Source organism: Anoxybacillus sp. FSL W8-0104 (assembly GCF_038004465.1).
In the GTDB taxonomy this organism is placed as follows: Bacteria; Bacillota; Bacilli; order Bacillales; family Anoxybacillaceae; genus Anoxybacillus; species Anoxybacillus flavithermus_G.
Genome location: NZ_JBBOQU010000001.1, coordinates 1,482,734 through 1,505,790, shown reverse-complemented (window position 1 = coordinate 1,505,790; position 23,057 = coordinate 1,482,734). Strand labels below are relative to the sequence as shown.

General features: G+C 41.7%; 21 protein-coding genes and 4 pseudogenes. 21 read left to right on the top strand and 4 right to left on the bottom strand.

The genetic code is table 11. The features are described from left to right. Window positions 1-112: 112 nt before the first annotated feature. Window positions 113-244 (bottom strand): hypothetical protein, encoded by a 132-nt coding sequence (locus NST18_RS08020; protein ID WP_006319602.1) that lies wholly within the window; start codon window positions 242-244, stop codon window positions 113-115. Between the two features lie 333 nt (window positions 245-577). On the opposite strand from NST18_RS08020, the gene NST18_RS08015 reads away from it, so the two are divergent. Next, entirely contained in the window at window positions 578-1,399 is an 822-nt protein-coding gene (locus NST18_RS08015; protein ID WP_004890033.1) for an undecaprenyl-diphosphate phosphatase, read from the top strand. 353 nt (window positions 1,400-1,752) lie between these two features. Further along, window positions 1,753-3,033 carry an RNA-guided endonuclease IscB gene (iscB, locus tag NST18_RS08010; protein ID WP_340720757.1) on the top strand — a complete coding sequence of 427 codons (1,281 nt, stop codon included), beginning with the start codon at window positions 1,753-1,755 and terminating at the stop codon, window positions 3,031-3,033. A gap of 150 nt (window positions 3,034-3,183) precedes the next feature. Here the strand turns inward: iscB (NST18_RS08010) and NST18_RS08005 are convergent, their stop codons facing one another. Both NST18_RS08005 and NST18_RS08000 read right to left on the bottom strand, forming a co-directional pair. Then, on the bottom strand, window positions 3,184-4,014 hold the full coding sequence (locus NST18_RS08005) for an aldo/keto reductase (RefSeq protein ID WP_004890037.1): 831 nt from the start codon (window positions 4,012-4,014) through the stop codon (window positions 3,184-3,186). 80 nt (window positions 4,015-4,094) lie between these two features. Further along, entirely contained in the window at window positions 4,095-4,799 is a 705-nt protein-coding gene (locus tag NST18_RS08000) for a polysaccharide deacetylase family protein (RefSeq protein WP_035019183.1), read from the bottom strand. Between the two features lie 341 nt (window positions 4,800-5,140). Between NST18_RS08000 and iscB (NST18_RS07995) the strand changes: the two genes are divergently transcribed. The 5 genes and pseudogenes from iscB (NST18_RS07995) to NST18_RS07975 all read left to right on the top strand — a co-directional run. Next, window positions 5,141-6,421, top strand: coding sequence for an RNA-guided endonuclease IscB (iscB, locus tag NST18_RS07995; RefSeq protein WP_340721627.1), 1,281 nt, complete (start codon window positions 5,141-5,143; stop codon window positions 6,419-6,421). Between the two features lie 62 nt (window positions 6,422-6,483). Continuing rightward, entirely contained in the window at window positions 6,484-7,344 is an 861-nt protein-coding gene (locus tag NST18_RS07990; protein ID WP_004890040.1) for a hypothetical protein, read from the top strand. A 59-nt stretch (window positions 7,345-7,403) separates the two neighbouring features. Then, a pseudogene (locus NST18_RS07985) lies at window positions 7,404-7,571 on the top strand (glycoside hydrolase family 32 protein); the annotation flags it as partial. A gap of 91 nt (window positions 7,572-7,662) precedes the next feature. Continuing rightward, complete coding sequence (gene tnpC / locus NST18_RS07980; protein ID WP_088223283.1) at window positions 7,663-9,111, top strand: IS66 family transposase; 1,449 nt, start codon at window positions 7,663-7,665, stop codon at window positions 9,109-9,111. 84 nt (window positions 9,112-9,195) lie between these two features. Then, window positions 9,196-10,512, top strand: a pseudogene (locus NST18_RS07975) (glycoside hydrolase family 32 protein); the annotation flags it as partial. Window positions 10,513-10,605: 93 nt separating this feature from the next. Here NST18_RS07975 and NST18_RS07970 read toward each other — a convergent pair. Then, a pseudogene (locus NST18_RS07970) lies at window positions 10,606-10,797 on the bottom strand (IS3 family transposase); the annotation flags it as partial. Here NST18_RS07970 and NST18_RS07965 point away from each other — a divergent pair. The 14 genes and pseudogenes from NST18_RS07965 to NST18_RS07900 all read left to right on the top strand — a co-directional run. Then, window positions 10,797-10,898 (top strand): annotated as a pseudogene (locus NST18_RS07965) (RHS repeat-associated core domain-containing protein); the annotation flags it as partial. The pseudogenes NST18_RS07970 and NST18_RS07965 sit on opposite strands and share 1 nt — an antisense overlap. A gap of 167 nt (window positions 10,899-11,065) precedes the next feature. Further along, window positions 11,066-11,308 (top strand): hypothetical protein, encoded by a 243-nt coding sequence (locus NST18_RS07960; RefSeq protein ID WP_004890056.1) that lies wholly within the window; start codon window positions 11,066-11,068, stop codon window positions 11,306-11,308. Continuing rightward, window positions 11,295-11,663, top strand: coding sequence for a PIN domain-containing protein (locus NST18_RS07955; RefSeq protein ID WP_035018613.1), 369 nt, complete (start codon window positions 11,295-11,297; stop codon window positions 11,661-11,663). Before NST18_RS07960 ends, NST18_RS07955 begins: the two co-directional genes overlap by 14 nt. Window positions 11,664-11,886: 223 nt before the next feature. Next, window positions 11,887-13,290, top strand: a complete 1,404-nt coding sequence (locus NST18_RS07950) for a sensor histidine kinase (RefSeq protein ID WP_004890063.1) — start codon at window positions 11,887-11,889, stop codon at window positions 13,288-13,290. Then, window positions 13,265-13,939 (top strand): response regulator transcription factor, encoded by a 675-nt coding sequence (locus NST18_RS07945; RefSeq protein ID WP_035018615.1) that lies wholly within the window; start codon window positions 13,265-13,267, stop codon window positions 13,937-13,939. Before NST18_RS07950 ends, NST18_RS07945 begins: the two co-directional genes overlap by 26 nt. After that, window positions 13,924-14,478, top strand: coding sequence for a TVP38/TMEM64 family protein (locus tag NST18_RS07940; RefSeq protein ID WP_004890066.1), 555 nt, complete (start codon window positions 13,924-13,926; stop codon window positions 14,476-14,478). Before NST18_RS07945 ends, NST18_RS07940 begins: the two co-directional genes overlap by 16 nt. Window positions 14,479-14,535: 57 nt before the next feature. Further along, window positions 14,536-15,501, top strand: a complete 966-nt coding sequence (locus tag NST18_RS07935; RefSeq protein ID WP_340721328.1) for a F510_1955 family glycosylhydrolase — start codon at window positions 14,536-14,538, stop codon at window positions 15,499-15,501. A 58-nt stretch (window positions 15,502-15,559) separates the two neighbouring features. Continuing rightward, on the top strand, window positions 15,560-17,008 hold the full coding sequence (tnpC, locus tag NST18_RS07930; protein ID WP_088223283.1) for an IS66 family transposase: 1,449 nt from the start codon (window positions 15,560-15,562) through the stop codon (window positions 17,006-17,008). 321 nt (window positions 17,009-17,329) lie between these two features. Continuing rightward, window positions 17,330-17,566 (top strand): hypothetical protein, encoded by a 237-nt coding sequence (locus NST18_RS07925; RefSeq protein ID WP_004890070.1) that lies wholly within the window; start codon window positions 17,330-17,332, stop codon window positions 17,564-17,566. A 97-nt stretch (window positions 17,567-17,663) separates the two neighbouring features. After that, window positions 17,664-18,065 (top strand): IS200/IS605 family transposase, encoded by a 402-nt coding sequence (tnpA, locus tag NST18_RS07920; RefSeq protein WP_004890072.1) that lies wholly within the window; start codon window positions 17,664-17,666, stop codon window positions 18,063-18,065. 8 nt (window positions 18,066-18,073) lie between these two features. Beyond that, window positions 18,074-19,537 (top strand): transposase, encoded by a 1,464-nt coding sequence (locus tag NST18_RS07915; protein ID WP_338122463.1) that lies wholly within the window; start codon window positions 18,074-18,076, stop codon window positions 19,535-19,537. A 61-nt stretch (window positions 19,538-19,598) separates the two neighbouring features. Further along, window positions 19,599-20,042, top strand: a complete 444-nt coding sequence (locus NST18_RS07910; protein ID WP_004890076.1) for a hypothetical protein — start codon at window positions 19,599-19,601, stop codon at window positions 20,040-20,042. Window positions 20,043-20,160: 118 nt separating this feature from the next. Further along, window positions 20,161-21,285, top strand: a complete 1,125-nt coding sequence (locus NST18_RS07905) for an IS4 family transposase (protein ID WP_064214406.1) — start codon at window positions 20,161-20,163, stop codon at window positions 21,283-21,285. A gap of 275 nt (window positions 21,286-21,560) precedes the next feature. Beyond that, window positions 21,561-22,934 (top strand): IS1380 family transposase, encoded by a 1,374-nt coding sequence (locus NST18_RS07900; protein ID WP_088223305.1) that lies wholly within the window; start codon window positions 21,561-21,563, stop codon window positions 22,932-22,934. The last annotated feature ends 123 nt before the right edge of the window (window positions 22,935-23,057 follow it).

Genomic DNA, 23,057 nt, shown 5'->3' with positions numbered 1-23,057 from the left:
AATATTTTTATAAAAAAATTATAAAAATCCCCCATTTCATTCTGTTTACAGAATAAAATGGGGGATTTATACGTTTACATCTGTATCTCCGTTCATCGTTTCACTCCAATCTTTAACTTTGGATCATATGTTGGACTTGTTCAGTTGTCAAATTGCGAATAAATTCGATTAAATCAATTGCTTCAATGCCGAACTCACGACATTTTTCAACGTATCTTTGGTAAGCTTTTGTATACATATCCATAAACAAAACCCCTTTCGCACGTTTCTTTTGTTAGCTACATTGTATTATAACAGATTTAAAAAATCAATATCTGTTATATAATTATTTTTTATTCTTGTTGCAGGAGCGAATGCAGGAAAGTTTGGGATTGATCGATGGGTTATCCCATATGTGCGTAAATATTGAATTAAATAAAACAAAGACGGCCATGTGCACTATTGTGCGTGGCCATTTTTTTCTTGTTTTAAGTAATTTTCGCATGTAAGTAGTACAATGAAAATGTTTGTAGTACAATAGAGTAGGCGCCTGTAAGGGATTATACATATTTAACCAAACAAGAAAGGATGGACATACATGCATATCATAGAGCTAATTAAAGCGCTTATTTTAGGGCTAGTGGAGGGAGCGACAGAGTTTGCACCTGTTTCATCGACAGGTCATATGATTATTGTTGATGATATGTGGCTAAAATCGAGCGAGTTTTTAGGAAAATATGGGGCGAATACGTTTAAAGTCGTCATCCAGCTCGGTTCAGTTTTAGCTGCTGTTGTTGTGTTTAAAGATAAATTTTTTGAGTTGCTTTATTTACGAAAAGGTGAAGTGAGAAAAGGACCACGCTTGACGCTGATGCACATTTTCGTTGGTCTTTTTCCTGCTGGAGTGTTGGGGGTTTTATTTGAAGACTATATTGATGAACATTTATTTTCCACAAAAACGGTGCTCATTGGGCTCGTGCTTGGAGCTTTGTTGATGATCGCAGCGGATCGTTTCGGAAAACGAACAGTAGCACAAACTGTAGATGACATTACGTATAAGCAGGCGTTTATTGTCGGTCTTGTTCAATGTTTATCGCTTTGGCCTGGGTTTTCGCGTTCAGGTTCGACCATTTCAGGTGGCGTACTTGTTGGCATGAGCCATCGTGCTGCAGCTGATTTTACATTTATTATGGCGGTGCCAATTATGGCAGGAGCAAGCGCCATTTCGTTATTGAAGAACTGGCAGTACATCACGTTTGATGCGCTACCATTTTTCGTTGTTGGTTTTATTAGCGCGTTTATTTTTGCGTTAATTACTATTCGCTTTTTCTTACGTTTAATTAATCGTGTTCGCCTCGTTCCATTTGCCATTTACCGTATTGTGCTTGCAGCGGTCATTTATATTTTGTATTTTGCTTAAATCTCCACGATGGCTTGTGGAGATTTTTTTATGTTAAAAAATCGTCAAAAACGCACGAACGTAGTGCTGGATAATCAGTCTATAATGAATGTGACGGGCGGTTATATGGAAAGTCAACAACCCAATGACTAAAGTCATGGGCTTGTAAGCCCCATGTTGACCAGACCAAGGCTTGAAACAGAGCCTACGTTATAGATGTCATGACACGTTCGGGTGCTTCTCCAGCCCGTTCCTCTGTCGTGCAAGGTTAAACAAGCGTGGTGGGTAGCGCTAGTGTCTTGCACATAACAAGCATCTATAACATGGTCGAGGAGAATATGACCTGCTTTATGCAGAGGAAAGGGGAGAACCCTATGGTTTTTGTGTTAGACACAAACAAACGTCCGCTTGCTCCTTGTCACGAAGCAGTTGCAAGAAAGCTGTTGAAACAAGGGAAGGCGGCGATTTACAGGCGATTTCCATTTACCATCATCTTGAAAAAATCAGTAGACGAATCAGAAATTAAAGCAACATATCGGCTAAAAATCGACTATGGAAGCAGGCATACAGGATTAGCGATTTTGCGAGGACAAGAAGTGGTATGGTTAGGGCAACTTGACCATCGCACAGACATCAAGGAAAGAATAGATAAAAGGCGTGCTTTTCGTCGAGCAAGACGAAATCGAAAAACAAGATACAGAAAACCACGCTTTCTGAACCGCAAGCGAAAGGAGGGGTGGTTGCCGTCATCACTAGAGAGTCGTGTGCAAAATATCCAAACATGGGTTAACCGCCTAAAGAAGTTATGCCCCATTGGGTATATATCATACGAAAATGCCAAATTCGACACGCAACTCATGCGAAATCCTGAAATCAATGGTGTAGAGTATCAACAAGGCACGCTACAAGGATATGAAGTACGGGAGTATTTGCTTGAAAAGTTTGGGCGGAAGTGTTGTTATTGCGGAAAAGAAAATGTTCCACTTGAAGTGGAGCATATCATTCCAAAATCGAGAGGTGGAACAGACCGAGTGGATAACCTATGTCTTGCCTGTCATGACTGTAATCAGCGCAAAGGAAGTAAGACAGCAGAAGAATTCGGGTATCCGCACATTCAAAAGCAAGTCAAAGAATCATTAAAGGATACAAGTGCTATCAACTCGACAAGATGGAAAGCGTATGAAGTGTTAAAGCAGACAGGATTAGATGTCGAGTGTGGAACAGGTGCACGAACAAAAATGAATCGTATTCGTTTAGACTTGCCGAAAACACATTATTTTGACGCTTGTTGTGTAGGCGAAAGCACAACAAATCACTTATATTTCAAAACAAAAGAAGTGTTATTTATCAAGGCAAAAGGGCGTGGTAGTCGCTCTCGTACAAACCAAGATAGATATGGCTTCCCAAGAGGTTATCTTGCAAGACAAAAATATTTCTTTGGTTTTCAAACAGGGGACATGGTTAAAGCCAACGTACCAAAAGGGAAATATCAAGGCGTTTGGTTTGGCGAAGTCGCATGTAGAAAGACTGGAAGTTTCGATATTAAAGGTAAGGACGGAAAGCGTATCGCACAAGGAATAAATTATAGATATGTCCAAGTCATTCAGCGATTTGACGGATATGCTTATGGAAAGGGGGTGGCGGAACTTGCGTAAGGTGCAATTCCTCCCCGTGCCTAAAGGCAGGGGCTTCCTTGCGTAAGTTTCGTGAACCGTTTTGCGTATATATACCAGAGCGCATGAGGGAAAAAGGGGAATCCCAAACCGTGTTCGCTTAACGCGAGCGTGGTTTGGGATGATGTATAATTAAAAATCAAAGTTATCTGGATCTGGACCGATGCGACGGTTTTCGTTTAATGCATCGATCGCATCCATTTCTTCTTTCGTTAACGTAAAGTCAAAAATGTTTGCGTTTTGCGCGATGCGTTCAGGTGTGACGGATTTTGGAATTGTGACAACTTCATGTTGTAAGTCCCATCGTAAAATGACTTGAGCCGGCGTCTTGTCATACTTTTTCGCAATGTTGACAAGTGTTGGCTCGTTCAACAGTTCGCCGCCGCGCATGAGCGGTGACCAAGCTTCTAATTGGATATGATGCTGTTTACAAAATTCAAGAAGCGGTTTTTGTGTTAAGCGGGGATGGAATTCGACTTGGTTTACCATCGGCTTAATTTCACAGTCGGCGAGAACATCTTCCAAATGGTGAGTTTGGAAGTTGCTTACCCCAATCGCCCGAACAAACCCATCTTTATACAATTTTTCAAGCGCTTTATACGTTTCTTTATATTTTCCTTTCACTGGCCAATGGACTAAGTACAAATCAATATAATCAAAACCGAGCTTTTTTAAGCTTGTGTCGAACGCTTTCAACGTCGATTCATATCCTTGGTCGGAGTTCCACACTTTTGTGGTGACAAAAATTTGGTCGCGAGGGATGCCAGATTCGCGAATCGCTTGTCCGACTCCTTCTTCATTTTGATAAAACGCGGCGGTGTCTACATGGCGATAGCCGACTTCCAACGCCGTTCGAACAGCTCGTCTCACTTCGTCTCCTTCTTCTACCTTGTAAACCCCTAATCCGAGCCACGGCATGCGAACGCCGTTATGTAACGTTGCCCCATCTTGTAAATGTTTCATCGCTCTACCCCTTTCCAATATTTATCTATTTTATTATTAGCCTGTTTCTGTGAAAAAGCAAAACATATGCTTATACGACGCTATAAATTCAAGTCACGATAATTTGGATGATGCTTTAACAGTTCAGAAACAGTAACAAACGTATACCCTTTCTGTTTTAAAATCGGTAAAATTTCTTTCAATGCTTGTACCGTCTGTTTTCGGCTACCGCTTCCATGGTCGTGAAACAAAATAATTTGTCCAGGCTGAATGTGGCGAATGACGCGGCGGACGATTCGATTCGTTCCGGGGTTTTGCCAATCGTATGTATCTTGATGCTTCGACCACATGACGACCGTATATCCTTGTTCTTTTGCGATGTTCAAGATGCGTTGATTGTAATACCCAAGCGGTGGACGAAATAATGTCGGGCGCTTTCCTGTGATGTTGTACAATACTTCTTCTGTTTTTTGTATTTCTTCCACAATCGTTTCTTTTGATTGGCCACGAAAATCGCGATGTTCGTACGTATGATTGGCAATTTCATGCCCTTCCTCTATTTGTCGTTTAATGATGTCGGGATATTTTTCAGCACGAAATCCGACGACGAAAAAAGTCGCCTTTGCATCGTATTGTTTTAAAATCGCTAAAATGTCAGGTGTATATAACATATCTGGGCCGTCATCAAACGTAATCGCAACCATTTTTTCATTGACGGGAACGTGCCAAACAATATCGTCATGTATACGTTGTACTGGAGTTGCAGCGACTAGAACTAAAGACAAAAGCAACGAAAATACGTTCATGTTCATCCCCACTTTTTTATATATATCATGTGAAAAAAGTTGTTTTGCCATTCTCTTTTTCTCGAAAGACGTAGTACAATAAAAATAACGCACGATGGGAGTCAACAACCCAATGACTAAAGTCATGGGCTTGTAAGCCCCATGTTGACCAGACCAAGGTTTGAAACAGAGCCTACGTTATAGATGTCATGACACGGTGGGGTGCTTCTCCAGCCCGTTCCTCTGTCGTGCAAGGTTAAACAAGCGTGGTGGGTAGCGCTAGTGTCTTGCACATAACAAGCATCTATAACATGGTCGAGGAGAATATGACCTGCTTTATGCAGAGGAAAGGGGAGAACCCTATGGTTTTTGTGTTAGACACAAACAAACGTCCGCTTGCTCCTTGTCACGAAGCAGTTGCGAGAAAGCTGTTGAAACAAGGAAAAGCAGCGATCTACAAACGCTATCCATTTACGATTATTTTAAAAGAAATTGTCGATAATTTTCGACCGAAAACACCGTATCGGCTCAAAATCGATCACGGAAGCAAACACACAGGACTTGCGATTTTGCGAGGACAAGAAGTGGTATGGTTAGGGCAACTTGACCATCGCACAGACATCAAGGAAAGAATGGATAAAAGGCGTGCTTTCCGTCGAGCAAGACGAAATCGAAAAACTCGATACAGAAAACCACGTTTTCTTAATCGTAGGAGAAAAGACGGGTGGTTGCCGCCATCACTAGAGAGTCGTGTGCAAAATATCCAAACATGGGTTAACCGCCTAAAGAAGTTATGCCCCATTGGGTATATATCATACGAAAATGCCAAATTCGACACGCAACTCATGCGAAATCCTGAAATCAGCGGCATTGAGTATCAACAAGGCACGCTACAAGGATATGAAGTACGGGAGTATTTGCTTGAAAAGTTTGGGCGGAAGTGTTGTTATTGCGGAAAAGAAAATGTTCCACTTGAAGTGGAGCATATCATTCCAAAATCGAGAGGTGGAACAGACCGAGTGGATAACCTATGTCTTGCCTGTCATGACTGTAATCAGCGCAAAGGAAGTAAGACAGCAGAAGAATTCGGGTATCCGCACATTCAAAAGCAAGTCAAAGAATCATTAAAAGATGCAAGTGCTGTCAACTCGACAAGGTGGAAAGTGTATGAAGTGTTAAAACAAAGCGGATGCGAAGTAGAGTGTGGAACAGGTGCACGAACGAAAATGAATCGTATTCGTTTAGACTTGCCGAAAACACACTATTTTGACGCTTGTTGCGTGGGAGAAAGCACACCAAATCACTTATATTTCAAAACAAAAGAAGTGTTATTCATTAGAGCAAAGGGGCGTGGTAGTCGTTCACGCACAAACCTAGATAGATATGGCTTCCCAAGAGGTTATCTTGCAAGACAAAAGTTCTTCTTTGGCTTCCAAACAGGGGACATGGTTAAGGCTGTTATCCCAAGAGGGAAATATCAAGGCGTTTGGTTTGGCGAAGTCGCATGTAGAAAGACTGGAAGTTTCGATATTAAAGGCAAGGACGGTAAACGTATCGCACAAGGAATAAATTATAGATATGTCCAAGTCATTCAGCGATTTGACGGATATGCTTATGGAAAGGGGGTGGCGGAACTTGCGTAAGGTGCAATTCCTCCCCGTGCCTAAAGGCAGGGGCTTCCTTGCGTAAGTTTCGTGAAGAGTATATGAAAACATTTGTGACAATTATTATCGTTTTCACAGCGATCGTGGGGGGCGGTTATTTGTTAGCGCAAGGAAATGAAACAGTGCGGGCGACGTGGCTTTGGAATCCATGGTTATTCATTCAAGATGAAGACCGCGTCCTTTCGTTTTTAGAAAACAAGCGAATAAGCGACGTATATGTGCAAATTGACAAAGAAGTTCCAATAGATGCGTACCGGCAATTTATTCGTCGTGCAAATGAGAAGGGCATTCGAGTTTATGCGCTCGATGGAGCCCCAAATTGGATTGAACATGAAGAAGCGTTGGAGCGCCTATTTCAACGGCTAGATCAATATGAAAATGACGCTCAGCCAAATGAAAAGTTTAGCGGCGTACATTTAGACGTTGAACCGTACTTGCACGTATGGTGGCGTACGAATCGCGAGAAGGCGATCGTCTCGTACCAATCTGTTTTACAGCGCGCCCGTCAACTAGCGAATGAGCGATCGTTGCGGTTCGAGGTGGATATCCCATTTTGGTTTGACGAAGTAAAACATAGGGATAAAACGCTCGCGGAATGGGTTATTGCTCATGTGGATGGCGTAACGATCATGGCTTATCGCGATCGGGCTGATGCGATCATTAACATTGTGGAAAAAGAAATGCGATTAGCTAAAAAATACGGAAAACAAGTTGTCGTCGGCGTAGAAACAGGACAAGTCGGTGAAGGAGATGACGTTTCCTTTTTTGAAGAAGATGAGGCATACATGAACGAGCAACTTGCTATTGTCCAAAAACATTACGCCCGAACAAAAAGTTTTTCTGGTATCGCGGTGCACCATACAGAACAATGGATGAAACGAAATGGAATTGTGTTTGAATAAAAAATTTTTTTCGCGTTTTGTTGGAGAATATGAAGTGAAATATGGAAAGGGGCTCATGTATGTCTAAACATACGAAACTTATAAACGAAGCAGAAACAAGAGTACAGCGTGCAAAAGAAAAAATGGACAGCACGTATCGCTTAGCATACCATATTATGACGCCGGTAAACTGGATGAATGATCCAAACGGATTGATTCAATGGAATGGAGAGTACCATGTATTTTATGTAACTATTCAGCCACATCATAAAGTGAGCTGAATATTTTTTGCTTTTCCTGTCCATGATGTGAATATTGATAGACAAGGAGGTGAATCGCATGTTGACGGTACAACAAGCTGTATTTACAGTTGAAAGCTTAATCAGCAAAGTCCAACAACAAAAGCAGCTCATTACTCACCAACAACAAGTCATTGAGCAACTGTTGAAAGAAAACAAACAGCTACGCAAAGAAAATGAACAACTGAAGTACCGTGTTCAAGAGCTGGAAGCACGCACGAAAAAAAACAGCTCCAATAGCCATTTGCCCCCATCTTCTGACCGTTTTGCCAACACACGTTCTTCTCGTCAACCATCTGGCAACAAGCCAGGCGGACAAGAAGGACATCAAGGAACGACGCTCCGTCAAGTGGAACATCCACATCATCGTGTCGTCCACCGTGTGCATACGTGTCAAGGATGTGGGGTTTCTTTGCGTGACGTCAAACCGTTCAAAGTCGATATCCGTCAAGTGTTTGATGTCCCTCCTGTGGCGATCGAGGTGACACAACATGAACGTGAAGTGAAATCGTGTCCGCATTGTCGATGCGTGCAACAAGCCGAATTCCCATCCCATGTCACGAATCATGTGCAATACGGTCCACGCCTTACTGCGCTCGTTGTTTATTTACATCATATCCAATTGATCCCGTACAAGCGTTTAAGTGATACAATCGAAGCGTTATATCAACACTCGATTAGTACAGGAACCCTTGCCAATATGGTGAAACGAGGACGCGAAGCGCTGGAATCAAATATGGACATCATCGAAGACGCCTTACTTGAATCCAACATCCTGCATGTCGATGAAACGAGTTTGCGCATCAATGGGAAACTCGCATGGGTGCATGTCGCGTGTACATCGAGATATACATACTTGGCTTCTCACGCTTCTCGTGGAAAGAAAGCAACGGATGAGATCGGGATTCTTCCACAATACAAAGGGACGATGATGCACGATGGGTTCGGTACGTATCCGAAATACACACATGCCACCCATGCCCTTTGTCATGCCCACCATTTGCGTGAGTTAAAAGGATTCATCGAACAAGGGCATACGTGGGCGATGCGCATGACCACGTTTCTGTTAGCCGCCAAGCAAGCCGTCGAAGCCCATCACGGTGCACTTTCCGAAGAAGAAGCGAGACGGTGGGAACGAGTGTATGATCGCATCCTAGAAAGAGCACAACATCGATTGGAAACGATGACACCTCTTCCGAAAAAAGCACTCGCTTTTGTTCGACGGCTTCAGAAACGAAAGGAAGAAGCGTTGCGTTTCTTACGTGAAGTACATGTTCCCTTTGACAACAACCAAGCCGAACGCGATCTTCGCATGGTTAAAGTCAAAGAGAACATTTCGGGTACGTTTCGCGTAGAAACATTCGCCCAGTCTTTTTGTATCACAAGAAGCATCGTTTCCACACTGACGAAACACGAAAAAAACGTGTGGGATTCGTTATGTCTTCTGTTGACGGGTGACACGCTTGATCGCGTTCTTTCTACCACTTAGGGCATTTTCTATTACGGGGATGCCCTATTTGTGTTGCGCTTCTTTACATACTACTATCGGAGTGAATAGTTACTATTTTATCAGTTCCATCCCGACAGTCCAAAGTGGGGGCCGATGCATTGGGGGCATGTGAAAAGTAAAGACCTCGTACATTGGGAGCGTGCACCGATTGCGCTTGCACCGAGTGAGTGGTACGACGAAGGCGGTTGTTTCTCTGGAAGCGCAGTCAATAATAATGGTGTCCTGACACTCATTTACACAGGAAACGTTTGGCTAAATGAGGAACAAACGGAACTGAAACAACATCAATGTATTGCAACAAGCAAAGATGGCATCCATTTTGAAAAAGACGCGTCCAATCCTGTGCTTTCCGAGCCACCATTTGACTGCCAAGGGCATATTCGCGATCCGAAAGTGTGGAAGCGTGGCGACGACTGGTATATGGTGCTTGGGACAAGAGAGGGGAATAACGGAAAAGTCGTTTTATATAAGTCGAAAGATCTGCGTCAATGGGAATATGTCAACATCCTTGCACAGAGCGATGGTAGCTTAGGATATATGTGGGAGTGCCCGGACGTCTTTCATTTGAATGGAAAAGATATATTGCTGTTTTCCCCACAAGGAATCGAACCAGATGGTGATCGTTTTCAAAATCTCCATCAAACGGGCTACGTTGTCGGAACGCTTGATTATGAAACAGGAAAACTAGCGCACGGAGCGTTTGAAGAGTTGGATAAAGGATTTGATTTTTATGCCGCTCAAACGTTCGAAGATGAAAAAGGACGACGCATTTTGTTCGGCTGGATGGATATGTGGGAGTCTTTTATGCCGACGCAAGCACATGGTTGGGCAGGGGCGTTGACGATCCCTCGTCTTTTGGAATTAGCGGATGATGAGAAACTGTTGATGAAGCCGGTGCCGGAATTGCAGTTACTACGCGAAGGTCACGTGCGGATGGAATCGATTTCAATTCGAGAAGGTACATATACGTTACCTGTGAAAGACGACCGTTTAGAGTTGCTCGTCCGCTTTTCGTTAACCGATTTTCGTGGGAATGCATTTGGTGTCAAAGTGCGCTGTTCGAGTGATGGAAGTGAAGAAACGATCTTCCGCTATGATGTGAAAGACTCGATCGTGACGTTTGACCGAAACCGGTCCGGAAAAGGAGAGGGCGGCATTCGCCGTGCCGTATTGGATAAGCAAGAAGACGTCGTCACGTTCCATGTCTTTATTGACCGTTCTTCTGTTGAACTATTTGTCAACGGCGGCCGGCTTGTCATGACAGGGAGGATTTATCCATCTGAAACGAGTCAAGGGATTAAATTGTTCGCAGAGGGTGGAATTTTGACGGTGCTTTCTGTTGAGGCATGGACGTTGCAAGATATTTGGGGTGAGGAATAAAACGAATCGCCCACCTTTGTCGTGGGCGATTTATACATATTTGCTGATCGCTTCGTTAAACTGTTTTTGTATATCTTTGGTATTATGTCAAGATTTTGGACTGCCATACGTTTCTCTTGACTCGATATGAATCGTTTTGATTTGCTTTTTCAATGCTTCCTGTCTTTTCTTTTGTTGACTTTCTGGTCGTTTGACCCATGCATAGTATCCACTTCTTGAAACGCCTAAGACTTCACACGTCTTCGCCACGCGAAACTCCTTTCTATGCGTATGAATGAATGTATAAGCTTGTCGCTATCACCCGAAAAGGCGAAAGCACGCCGTTTGTGGCGTACCAATACGATGAAGGCGGCCGCCGCATTCAAAAGAACGTGGATGGCGTCATAAAAATGATCGGATGAAAAAGAGCAAGGAGAGGATATTGGTGTGAGGAGAAGGTTCTTAGAAGTAGGGGGAATTGTCAGAATTAAAGCGAATTTTTATGTTATCGTACATAGTGAAATGGTATAATATGTTTAATAAGCCCCGCCTTAATTGAAAGGAGTGAAAAAGCATGGATTTTGTACGAGTAATAAAACACAGTAATGATTTGGAAAAGTTTATAGATATACCTGAAGGATTAAAGAATAGGAAAGTAGAGATTATTATCCTTCCTTATACAGATCAAGAAGATATAGAACAAGGGAAAAAAAAGAGCTTGAGGGGAGCTCTATCAAAGTACAAAAATGAGGTTTTGCAAAATCAAGAAAGCGATGCTTGGTCTAAAAACGTGGTGGATCAATATGAAAATCGTTGATGCAAACATTGTTCTAAGATATTTGCTTAATGATCATGATGATTTGTCAGCGAAAGCAGCAATGATTATTGAAAATAACAAGGTGTTATTGCCGAATGAGATAGTAGTTGAAGTTGTTTATGTTCTTGAAAAAGTGTACAGAGTAAAAAATGACGAGATATGTGATACTCTTTTAGAGCTGTTTAAGTACGATAATATCGACGTGGATGATATGGAAATATTAGAAGAGGCGCTCATTCTCTTTAGAGAAAGACGGCTAGACTTTGTTGATACTCTTTTATACGCCTATAATAAAGTGAAGGGGTACCAGGTATATACGTTCGATAAGAAGCTAAATCAGTTACTTAAGGAATAGGCATCATTGGAATGTGGACATTGATTATCACTATATAAAATAAACCGAAAGAAGTAACCACTTCCCTAAAAACTAACGGAAGAAGCTGGTTACTTTTTTGTTGATCGGGTTAGATATCGTGCAGTCCGCTGTCTCAACTCCACAAGCGCATGTCGTTCCTCCACATTTTCTCCATATTTTTTTTGCTATAATGAAGAAAAACGCCAGTAAGGAAGGAATTTTTGTGCGAAAACTTTCGTTTAAGTTAGGGCTATTGTTTTTTGTCTTTGTACTAGGAATCGAAACGGTATTATTTGCGTCGTTATACGTGACACTTGTGAACGCGAGGATTAATGAAGAATTTGAGCAGTTGCTGGCAAGAGGAAACAATCACCGGGATGTATTGGAAAAAAGCTATCACCCTTCCACGTTAGAACATGTCGTCATGATGGAGTCGGAAGCGGAAACGGATGTCGTCATTACCGATGCGAAAGGGAATGTGTTGTATTTTTCTGATCATATTTTGCCGTTTGCGAAAAAACTTATTCCGTCTGTGGATGTCCGCCACATTCCACATAGCGGAATGGTCGTGCAAAGCAACTGGAAAAATGAATCGTATATCGCCACCGCCAGCCCGATTCGGATGGACGGCAAAACAAAAGGACATGTCTATATGTTTCAGCGGACGGCTTCCATTCAAAACATGATTGCCAAATTAAAACACCATTTTCTCGTTGTCGGCATTCTTTCTGTCTTTTTGACGATTTTGACGATTTTTTTCTTATCGAGGGTGATTACGATTCCGCTCGTTCGAATGAAACAAGCGACTGAGAAACTAAGCAAGGGGGACTTTTCAGTTCGTGTGCAAGTAAAAGGAGAAGATGAGTTAGCACAGCTCGGAAAAGCGATTCAAACCCTTGCGACCGATTTGGAATATTTAAAGAAAGAACGAAATGAATTTTTAGCGAGTATTTCACACGAGTTGCGCACTCCGCTTACTTATGTGAAAGGATATGCCGACATTGCGCGCAGACCGAACATCGCCGAGGAAGAACGAGCAAAATATTTGTCCATTATTTATGAGGAAGCAGAGCATATGCAAAAATTAGTGAAAGACTTGTTTGAGCTTGCGAAAATGGATCAACATTCGTTTCAAATCGAGAAAGAGCCAACTCCGCTTTGCCTTTTTTTAAAAAAAGTATACGTGAAAATGTATCCCGCGTTTCAGGCGAAAAATATGTCGCTTGTCTACCGCTGTGATGAAGACATTACTGTCCATATTGATCGACAGCGTTTTGAACAAGTGATGATCAACCTTTTAGACAATGCGTTAAAATATTCGCATCAAGGCTCTACCGTTTCCATTGATGGGAGAATGGAGAAAAATAATGTGATGATCGCTATTTCAGATGAAGGAATAGGAATTCCTGAAGCAGATTTGCCGCATATTTTTGAACGATTTTACCGAGTCGATAAATCACGGTCGCGAACAGGCGGGGGCACAGGGTTAGGTCTGGCGATTGTGAAAGAAATTGTCGAAGCGCACGGCGGTTTGGTTTATGCAACAAGCCACTGTAGAAAAGGGACGACGATGATTATTACGTTACCGAAGGGAGATGAACATGTACACGATATTACTAGTGGATGACGAAAAACGAATGTTGGATTTACTAGAGTTGTATTTGATCCCGAACGGGTACCGTTGTGTGACATGCGAGTCGGGAGTAGCGGCGATCCGCTATTTAGAAAATAATAAAGCGGACCTTGTGTTGCTGGATGTAATGATGCCAGAGATGGACGGATGGGAAACGTGCAAACAAATACGGGAGTTTTCAAACGTTCCGATCATTATGGTTACTGCACGGGATGCAACGACAGATGTTGTGCAAGGACTAAAAATTGGCGCGGATGATTATATTACAAAACCGTTTGACGAATCCGAATTGCTCGCTCGGATTGAGGCGGTATTGCGCCGTTCGGTCGGAAAACAAACGAAACTCGAGTTTAACGGCTTAGTTTGGGATGAAGCGCAGCATAAAGTTCAATACGATGGGCACGATATTTTTCTCACACCAAAAGAGTTTGCCATTTTAGGTCTTTTTCTCACACATCCAAACCAAGTATTTAGCCGAGAACAGATCATCGTGACATTATGGGGATATAACGCCAATACGGAAGAACGAACTGTCGATTCACATGTGAAAAATATTCGCGAAAAGCTCCGCCAAGCCGGTTTTCCGATCGATGAATGTTTGCAGACCGTTTGGGGTGTAGGATATAAATGGAAGAGCAAGTAATTGCTTTATTTCATACGTATCCATCGATCGCTTTTCTCATCAGCATTGCCATTAATATCGGGATCAGTATTTTAGGCGTTGTCCCGAGCGTCTTTCTTACTGCGGCTAACTTGGCGGTATTCGGTTTTTGGAAAGGCACCTTTTTATCGTTTGTAGGGGAAGCGGTTGGCGCGATTGTATCGTTTCTGTTGTATCGAAAAGGTTTTCGGAAACTTTCGGAAACGAAATGGTTTTCCTATCCGAAAGTCAAACGTTTGCTTGCGGCAGAAGGAAAAGAAGCGTTTTTGCTCGTTTTATCGTTGCGTCTTCTGCCATTTGTTCCATCAGGAATTGTCACGTTCGTTGCCGCTATTGGGCGCATATCGCTTCTCCTTTTTACAGCCGCCAGCTCGCTCGGAAAGCTGCCAGCACTTTTGTTAGAGGCATATTCGGTGTATCAAGTGATGAATTGGACATGGCAAGGGAAAGTGATATCGACTGTTTTTGCTGTTTTTTTATTTATCTTTACTTGGAAAAAAGTTGTTCAGAACAAGACGTAAACGCCCCATTACATCTTGCATATACAAAATCTACGTTTATACAAAGGAGAATCAATCATGACAAAAATGACGAAAGCGATCATCATTACATCATCCATTCTTCTTCTAAGCGCTTGTTCATCATCCAATGAAAAAGAACAGTCCTTTATTACGAGCAAAGAACAAGCAAAATCCAACACATCTGTTACAAATAATCCTTTCTTTAAAGAAAAGAAAGAAGGAAAGTTCGAACATTTACATGGAATTGGTTATGCAGGCAACCAAAATGCGATTTACTTTGCTACACATGAAGGTTTACTTGTTTACCAAAATAATAAGTGGTATGAAACGATTTCGAATAAACACGATTATATGGGCTTTTCAGCTACAGACGACGGCTTTTACTCATCAGGGCATCCGGAAGAAGGTTCATCTTTAGGAAATCCACTTGGTCTTGTGAAAAGTTTTGATAATGGACAAACATTGATGAATTTAGGATTTTATAAAGAATCTGATTTTCATTATATGACCGTTGGCTATAAAAGCCATACCATTTATGTGGTGAACCAAGAAGAAAACAAAACGCTCGGACAAGGGGTATTTTACAGTAAAGACGACGGCAAAACGTGGTCGCCAAGTCAATTGAACGGCTTGCCGCAAACAGCAGCGGGAACGATTGCTGCCCACCCAACGGATGAAAATATGGTTGGAATTAGTACATCGGAAGGAATTTTTGTTTCAAGAGATAATGGGAATACGTTTGAACGGTTCACGCGAAAAATCAATACGACGACGTTTGCGTTCCAAGAAAAATCCATTGTATTTGCAGCTGTAGAGAACGATAAGCCGATCCTCATCAAACAATCACTAGACACAAAACAAGAAGAAGTTCTTTCCGTTCCTGCATTGGATGAAAAAGATCATATCATGTATATCACTTTTAATCCAGCAAATGACAACGAAATAGTAATTGCGACGATGAACGGGGATATTTTCATGACGAAAAATAACGTAACTATTCAGCCACATCATAAAGTGAGCTGAATATTTTTTGCTTTTCCTGTCTATGATGTGAATATTGATAGACAAGGAGGTGAATCGCATGTTGACGGTACAACAAGCTGTATTTACAGTTGAAAGCTTAATCAGCAAAGTCCAACAACAAAAGCAGCTCATTACTCACCAACAACAAGTCATTGAGCAACTGTTGAAAGAAAACAAACAGCTACGCAAAGAAAATGAACAACTGAAGTACCGTGTTCAAGAGCTGGAAGCACGCACGAAAAAAAACAGCTCCAATAGCCATTTGCCCCCATCTTCTGACCGTTTTGCCAACACACGTTCTTCTCGTCAACCATCTGGCAACAAGCCAGGCGGACAAGAAGGACATCAAGGAACGACGCTCCGTCAAGTGGAACATCCACATCATCGTGTCGTCCACCGTGTGCATACGTGTCAAGGATGTGGGGTTTCTTTGCGTGACGTCAAACCGTTCAAAGTCGATATCCGTCAAGTGTTTGATGTCCCTCCTGTGGCGATCGAGGTGACACAACATGAACGTGAAGTGAAATCGTGTCCGCATTGTCGATGCGTGCAACAAGCCGAATTCCCATCCCATGTCACGAATCATGTGCAATACGGTCCACGCCTTACTGCGCTCGTTGTTTATTTACATCATATCCAATTGATCCCGTACAAGCGTTTAAGTGATACAATCGAAGCGTTATATCAACACTCGATTAGTACAGGAACCCTTGCCAATATGGTGAAACGAGGACGCGAAGCGCTGGAATCAAATATGGACATCATCGAAGACGCCTTACTTGAATCCAACATCCTGCATGTCGATGAAACGAGTTTGCGCATCAATGGGAAACTCGCATGGGTGCATGTCGCGTGTACATCGAGATATACATACTTGGCTTCTCACGCTTCTCGTGGAAAGAAAGCAACGGATGAGATCGGGATTCTTCCACAATACAAAGGGACGATGATGCACGATGGGTTCGGTACGTATCCGAAATACACACATGCCACCCATGCCCTTTGTCATGCCCACCATTTGCGTGAGTTAAAAGGATTCATCGAACAAGGGCATACGTGGGCGATGCGCATGACCACGTTTCTGTTAGCCGCCAAGCAAGCCGTCGAAGCCCATCACGGTGCACTTTCCGAAGAAGAAGCGAGACGGTGGGAACGAGTGTATGATCGCATCCTAGAAAGAGCACAACATCGATTGGAAACGATGACACCTCTTCCGAAAAAAGCACTCGCTTTTGTTCGACGGCTTCAGAAACGAAAGGAAGAAGCGTTGCGTTTCTTACGTGAAGTACATGTTCCCTTTGACAACAACCAAGCCGAACGCGATCTTCGCATGGTTAAAGTCAAAGAGAACATTTCGGGTACGTTTCGCGTAGAAACATTCGCCCAGTCTTTTTGTATCACAAGAAGCATCGTTTCCACACTGACGAAACACGAAAAAAACGTGTGGGATTCGTTATGTCTTCTGTTGACGGGTGACACGCTTGATCGCGTTCTTTCTACCACTTAGGGCATTTTCTATTACGGGGATGCCCTATTTGTGTTGCGCTTCTTTACATACTACTATCGGAGTGAATAGTTACAAAATAACGGTGCAAGCTGGACAAAACTAGCATCGAAAGGGAAAATATAAAAAGAGTATGAGTAAAATGTTTGTGGGAGGGCGCTAAATCCTCTTCCATATGTTTCAAGGGGAGGGTTCCTTGAACAGAAGGGGGATGAGCAAAAAAGATGCAAAAAGGACTCTCTCCCTGTAATGATAATTTACAACATACGTTAATCACGTTATGCTATTAGTAGTTAAGATTTTTTATCTGGCAGGGGAAATTTTATGTTGCCGTATGAAGGAATTTGGGGAATTATAGAAAAAATTATTGAACATGGGCCGGAAATCAAGACTTCTCGCAGATACAAAGGTTTTGACGAAGAACTTTTTGAGGAACTAAAAAATAAGGTAGAAGAGTATTATTTAAATACAGCAGAATATCCAGATAAAATCGTTGAATTAATTAAACATATTCCTGAAATTGACTTTACGGGGGAAGCGCAAGAAAGCCCCTGTCTTTAGACACGGGGATGAATTGCGTATTTTTTTTTGATAAATTTATTAGATGTGTTTATTTTATCTATTGTTTATGGTATATTTAGTATAGAGGTGATTGTTTTTGGAAAACGAAAAATACACCGATAAAAAAGGGATTGTTTATCTCAATCAATATCATATTGTGTTTTGTCCAAAATACCGTAGAAAAGTGTTAGTTGGAGATATTGAACGAGATTTAAAAAGAATTTTTGAAGAAGTTGCCAAAGAACATGATGTACAAATCAAAGCAATGGAAATTATGCCTGATCATGTTCATTTGTTCATTTCTTTTGACCCTCGTCAACATTTGCACAAAATTATACAAGCGTTTAAAAGGAAAAGCAGTCGAATATTAAGGGAGAAATATCCTTCGTTAAAAAGCAGACTACCGTCGCTATGGACACGAAGTTATTTTTGTTGTACTGTCGGCCATATTTCAGAAGAAGCGGTTAAACAATACATCGAAAACCAAAAGAACGTATAAAGGAAGTGGTGTCGTTGGCGAAAACAAAAACCAAAAGTTACGTGCTGACGTTGAAACTCAAAACAGAACTATGGCAGGTGCACATATTAGAGAAACGTTTTGAAATTGGCAGAAAAATATACAACGCTTGTTTGGGCGAATTGCTGAAACGGCATAAAAAATTACAACATGATAAGCAGTATCGTCATCTAGCCCAACAACCAAAATCAAAAGAAAGAAACAACTTGCTAAATGAGTTATATCGTCAGTACGGAATCAATGAATACGCTATGCACGATTTTGTTAAGCCAATGCAACACCATTTCAAGAAACACATCGACTCACACACCGCACAAAAAATCGCTACGAGAGCATGGATAGCAATGGAAAAACTCATCTTTGGTAATGCAAAAAAAGTGTCTTTTAAGAAATACAACGATATGGATTCATTAGAAGGAAAAACAAATAGCACAGGCATCCGTTTCAAAAACAAACATTTGCTTTGGAATGGTTTATCTATTCCTGTTATAATTCACCCAAACGACATATATGCACATCTGGCTCTACAAGACCGTATAAAATATTGTCGCATCGTCCGTAGACGAATTAGAGGAAAAATCAAGTATTTTCTTCAACTCACTCTTGGAGGTGTGCCACCAAAGAAAATAAACCGCCAAACAGGAGAAATAAAACATCCAATAGGGCGAGGCGATGTTGGTATCGACATAGGAACACAAACCGTCGCTATTTGCTCGATGAATAATGTCAAGTTGCTCATTCTTGCGCCGAGCATCGAAAACATAGAAAAGCAAAAGCGAGTTCTTCGACGAAAATTGGATCGTCAAAGACGGGCGAATAATCCGCACAAATACAATGAAGATGGGACAATAAAAAAAGACAACAAGGAAAAATGGGTTTGGAGTAAAAATTATCTCAAAACGAGAAATCAGTTAGCAGAATTACAAAGAAAAATAGCAGATAAACGGAAACAAGATCATCAACGGCTTGCCAATTGGATCATCGCATTAGGTCATCATATCCAAGTAGAAAAAATGAATTTCAGAGCACTTCAAGCAAAGGCAAAAGAAACAAAAGTCGATGCCAACGGAAAATACAAAAAGAAAAAACGATTTGGAAAAAGTATTGCGAATCGTGCACCAAGTTTGTTTTTAAACATACTGAATCAAAAACTGCAATATGAAGGCTATTCCCTTCAGTACATCGACACATTTCGCGTCAAGGCAAGTCAATACGACCACCAAAACGATGAGTACAACAAGAAAACACTTTCCCAACGATGGCACGAAGTAGACGGACATAGAGTGCAACGAGATTTATACAGCGCATTTTTAATCATGAATGTGAAAGACAATCGAAAAGAAATAGATAGACAAAAATGTTTAGAGAGATGGGATCAATTTATTCGACTGCATGATGAAGAAATCAAACGACTTCGTCTTCATTCATGTGTCGTAAGTAGTATGGGAATTTAAATGATAAAAAGCGTCTTGAACCGGGCGCACAGGGCGATAAGCACCAGTAAGGTGTTTGCCCATGAAAGTCTTGTGGAACAAGGGTGAGTTCTACACACAGGTGTACGAGAAACCCTTTTGTACACAAGAACCCCGTGGCTTTAGCCATCGGGAGGTTCAGAAGGATCCTGTATCAATAAAGCTGAAATTAGAACGTAATCAATTGACAAAACAGCTCTACAAAATTGCAAACGACATTTTAGGAATACGATTTATTATTAAAGCAGAGACTGCAGAGTTGAAACAGATAGTTCATGAATTTGTAACATGTTGTCCGTATGGACAAGATGCATGCAACATTGTTGATCAAACATTAGGGAAAACTTATGATGATGGGTATAAAGCTATTCACGTTTATATAAGACCAAATAATTATGTTTTCCCTATTGAAATTCAATTTTGGACAAGAACACATGCATTATTGAATGAATATTTACATGAACAAATATCACTAGTGTCGCATTAAAATAATTTAACACCTTTAAATAAACAGAATTTTCTGAAATATAATCCAAACACAAAAAAATCCTTTATAATGGTTGGGTGGTAGTAAACCATCCAAATCCAATACAAAGGACAAAACCATGGATAAGTTTACACGAAAAACATCATTTGAACAATGGTTTTCACCGATTAATCGTCCATTATTTGACGACCTAGTGAAAACACATCAATTAAATCACTATACCAAGAAACTTTATATGGCTTCATTTATGAAACTGCTTTTGTATGCCCAACTCCATGAAACCGAGAGTTTACGGGCGTTGAGTGACGCTGTCTTTTTAGAAGAATTACAACGAGCAACGGGATTGGAATCGATTAGTTTTTCACAGTTAGGGAGACGAATCAATACCATCCCAACTGAGTTCTTTCAAACGATTTTTCTCGATTTAGTGGCACAAATTCATCGGAAAACCAATTTCCAAACAAGAAGAAAAGTGACAACGCCTTTGAAAATCATTGATTCGAGTACATTACCGCTTAATTTGACCAATCATAAGTGGGCAGAGTTTCGAAAGACAAAATCAGGAGTAAAGCTTCACTTACGACTTGTTTTTATGGAAAAAGGACTCTCCTATCCAGATAAAGCCGTACTCACGAATGCCAACGAACATGATCGTGGTCAACTAGAAGTATTCGTGGATGACAAAGAATGCATGTACGTGTTTGATCGTGGTTACTTGGATTATAGGCGCTTTGATCAAATGACGGAAGATGGCTATTTCTTTGTGACCCGTTTGCGTAAAAACGCTGTTGTCCGAGTGTTAGAATCCTTTTCGTTACCAGAAGATTCACCCGTATTCTCTGATGAAATGGTTGTCATTGGAACACCACAAAATCGTTCTGAAAACGTGTTTCGCTTACTCAAATTGCAAGATACAAAAGGAAATGAGCTTCATTTACTGACAAATCGGTTTGACATTGACGCAGATGAAATTGCAGAAATCTACCAATCACGTTGGGCAATCGAACTTTTTTTCAAATGGATGAAACAACATCTGAACATTAAAAAGTTTTTTGGTCACAGTGAACAAGCTGTACATAATCAAGTGTACGTAGCCATGATAGTGTACTGTCTGAATGTTTTAGCTCAGTTGAACACGAATAGCGAACGCAGTTACTTACAAATTAGTCGCTATTTGAAGGCTTCTTTGTGGAAATCCGCTCACATTTGGTTACGAAAAATCGAAGGAAACAGCGTCCCATAAAGGTTTGCCAGTCGTTGTTGCACAAGTCATAGGTTATAGTAAAAAAATGGATGTATACTACCCTCGCTTAGGTGTTTTCGTTTTTTCTCTAAAGTCCAGAAAAAATAAAACTGAAAATTCAGACATCATTTATGCGACGGTAGTGAACAAATATACAAAATGGATAATGATCAATTAACCTGAATCCGTGACAAAACATCTTTACAATGGTCGCAAACCGTTGATACGATAAGGGAAAACGACGTTGACGACTCTTCATCAAGTAGGTGAATGTGATGAAAGATTTCCCGATTCGGTTTGTATTGACAGATGAAGCGATTACTCCAAGTGCTGGGCTTGCTCTCGTGGGCTACTTACTGCACCAAACGAAGCTGGATAAACGAGTAAACGCACTTCGGCTCCCAACGGTTCGTCGAGATGTGCACATTTCCCATAGCGACGTCATTCGCTCGATGATCGGCTTGCTTGCCACAGGAAAAACGGATTTTGATCATATCGAAGCGTATCGTCAGGACGATATCTTTTCGACATCAATGGGCATTCGGCACGTACCTTCCTCCCCAACGTTGCGACAGCGTCTCGATCAGCTCGCTTGTCTCCCGATGACCGAAACCATCATTTGGGAGGAATCGATGCGTCTGTTGGTTCGACAACACGCTACCTTGTCCGCTTGTTGGACGAAAGGGAAAACGACATGGCTTCCCCTTGATATAGATGCTTCCCCATTTGATAACTCCGATACGAAAAAAGAAGGAGTGAGTCGAACGTATAAAGGATTTGACGGTTTTACGCCGTTGTTTGCGTACGCAGGGAAGGAAGGGTATATCGTTCATGCCGAGCTGCGTCCAGGGAAACAACATGTACAAGACAACATGCCTTCGTTTTTAACTACCGCCATCCGTCGAGCTCGTCCGCTGACCTCGTCTCGTCTGCTTGTCCGCATGGATGCAGGGAACGATGCGGAAGCGAATGTGCACGTATGTCTAAAGGAAGACGTGGACTTTGTCATCAAGCGAAACTTACGCCGAGAATCGAAAGCGCTTTGGTTCCAGATCGCTTCGCAAAAGGGCAGACGCGTCGATGATGGACAAACAGAAGGAGTACAAACGTATGAGTTATGCCTTCCACAGACAGCAGCAATCGATGGACACACGTATACGTACGTTCAAGTCACCCAAGTGACGGAACGAACGATGGAACGAAATGGACAGCTGATGCTCGTTCCTGATTACGAAGTCGAAAGCTACTGGGTGCGCCTCGAAGGATACGAGCATGTTCGAATGAGTGATGTGCTCGCATTGTATCACGATCATGCGACATGCGAACAGTTTCATAGCGAACTGAAAAGCGACTTAGATTTAGAGCGACTTCCATCAGGGAAGATGAAAACGAATGCGCTCGTGTTAGTCATGGGAGCATTCGTGTACAACCTTCTTCGCCTGATTGGACAAGATCTATTAAGCGATCCGAGACATCCATTACATCATAAAGTGAAACGCCGCCGCATCAAGACGATCATTCAGACGGTGATCACGATGGCAGGTCGACTCGTCCGCCGATCACGACAGATCTGGATGAAACTGACGCGAAGGAGTGGGTACAGTATACTCCTACTGAATGTGTATCAAAAATGGAAAGAGGCAAGATAACAAACAGATGTTCGGGTACTCATATCCATCACTCCCCCCTGTACTTTTTTTGTCTCTTTTTTGGTTTGTATCTCCATAAAAGAGGATTTATCTCGTTTTCAAACATGAAAGTGGTGCAGGGAA

What these genes read in the sequence shown, in the direction of transcription:
- NST18_RS07990 (WP_004890040.1), top strand. Translation starts at nt 6,484, where the DNA reads ATGAAAACATTTGTGACAATTATTATCGTTTTCACAGCGATCGTGGGG.
- iscB (WP_340721627.1), top strand. Translation starts at nt 5,141, where the DNA reads ATGGTTTTTGTGTTAGACACAAACAAACGTCCGCTTGCTCCTTGTCAC.
- iscB (WP_340720757.1), top strand. Translation starts at nt 1,753, where the DNA reads ATGGTTTTTGTGTTAGACACAAACAAACGTCCGCTTGCTCCTTGTCAC.
- NST18_RS07940 (WP_004890066.1), top strand. Translation starts at nt 13,924, where the DNA reads ATGGAAGAGCAAGTAATTGCTTTATTTCATACGTATCCATCGATCGCT.
- tnpC (WP_088223283.1), top strand. Translation starts at nt 7,663, where the DNA reads ATGTTGACGGTACAACAAGCTGTATTTACAGTTGAAAGCTTAATCAGC.
- NST18_RS07925 (WP_004890070.1), top strand. Translation starts at nt 17,330, where the DNA reads ATGTTGCCGTATGAAGGAATTTGGGGAATTATAGAAAAAATTATTGAA.
- NST18_RS08015 (WP_004890033.1), top strand. Translation starts at nt 578, where the DNA reads ATGCATATCATAGAGCTAATTAAAGCGCTTATTTTAGGGCTAGTGGAG.
- NST18_RS07955 (WP_035018613.1), top strand. Translation starts at nt 11,295, where the DNA reads ATGAAAATCGTTGATGCAAACATTGTTCTAAGATATTTGCTTAATGAT.
- NST18_RS08005 (WP_004890037.1), bottom strand. Translation starts at nt 4,014, where the DNA reads ATGAAACATTTACAAGATGGGGCAACGTTACATAACGGCGTTCGCATG.
- tnpC (WP_088223283.1), top strand. Translation starts at nt 15,560, where the DNA reads ATGTTGACGGTACAACAAGCTGTATTTACAGTTGAAAGCTTAATCAGC.
- NST18_RS07910 (WP_004890076.1), top strand. Translation starts at nt 19,599, where the DNA reads ATGAAAGTCTTGTGGAACAAGGGTGAGTTCTACACACAGGTGTACGAG.
- NST18_RS07900 (WP_088223305.1), top strand. Translation starts at nt 21,561, where the DNA reads ATGAAAGATTTCCCGATTCGGTTTGTATTGACAGATGAAGCGATTACT.
- NST18_RS07935 (WP_340721328.1), top strand. Translation starts at nt 14,536, where the DNA reads ATGACAAAAATGACGAAAGCGATCATCATTACATCATCCATTCTTCTT.
- NST18_RS07960 (WP_004890056.1), top strand. Translation starts at nt 11,066, where the DNA reads ATGGATTTTGTACGAGTAATAAAACACAGTAATGATTTGGAAAAGTTT.
- NST18_RS07945 (WP_035018615.1), top strand. Translation starts at nt 13,265, where the DNA reads ATGTACACGATATTACTAGTGGATGACGAAAAACGAATGTTGGATTTA.
- NST18_RS08000 (WP_035019183.1), bottom strand. Translation starts at nt 4,799, where the DNA reads ATGAACGTATTTTCGTTGCTTTTGTCTTTAGTTCTAGTCGCTGCAACT.
- NST18_RS08020 (WP_006319602.1), bottom strand. Translation starts at nt 244, where the DNA reads ATGGATATGTATACAAAAGCTTACCAAAGATACGTTGAAAAATGTCGT.
- NST18_RS07905 (WP_064214406.1), top strand. Translation starts at nt 20,161, where the DNA reads ATGGATAAGTTTACACGAAAAACATCATTTGAACAATGGTTTTCACCG.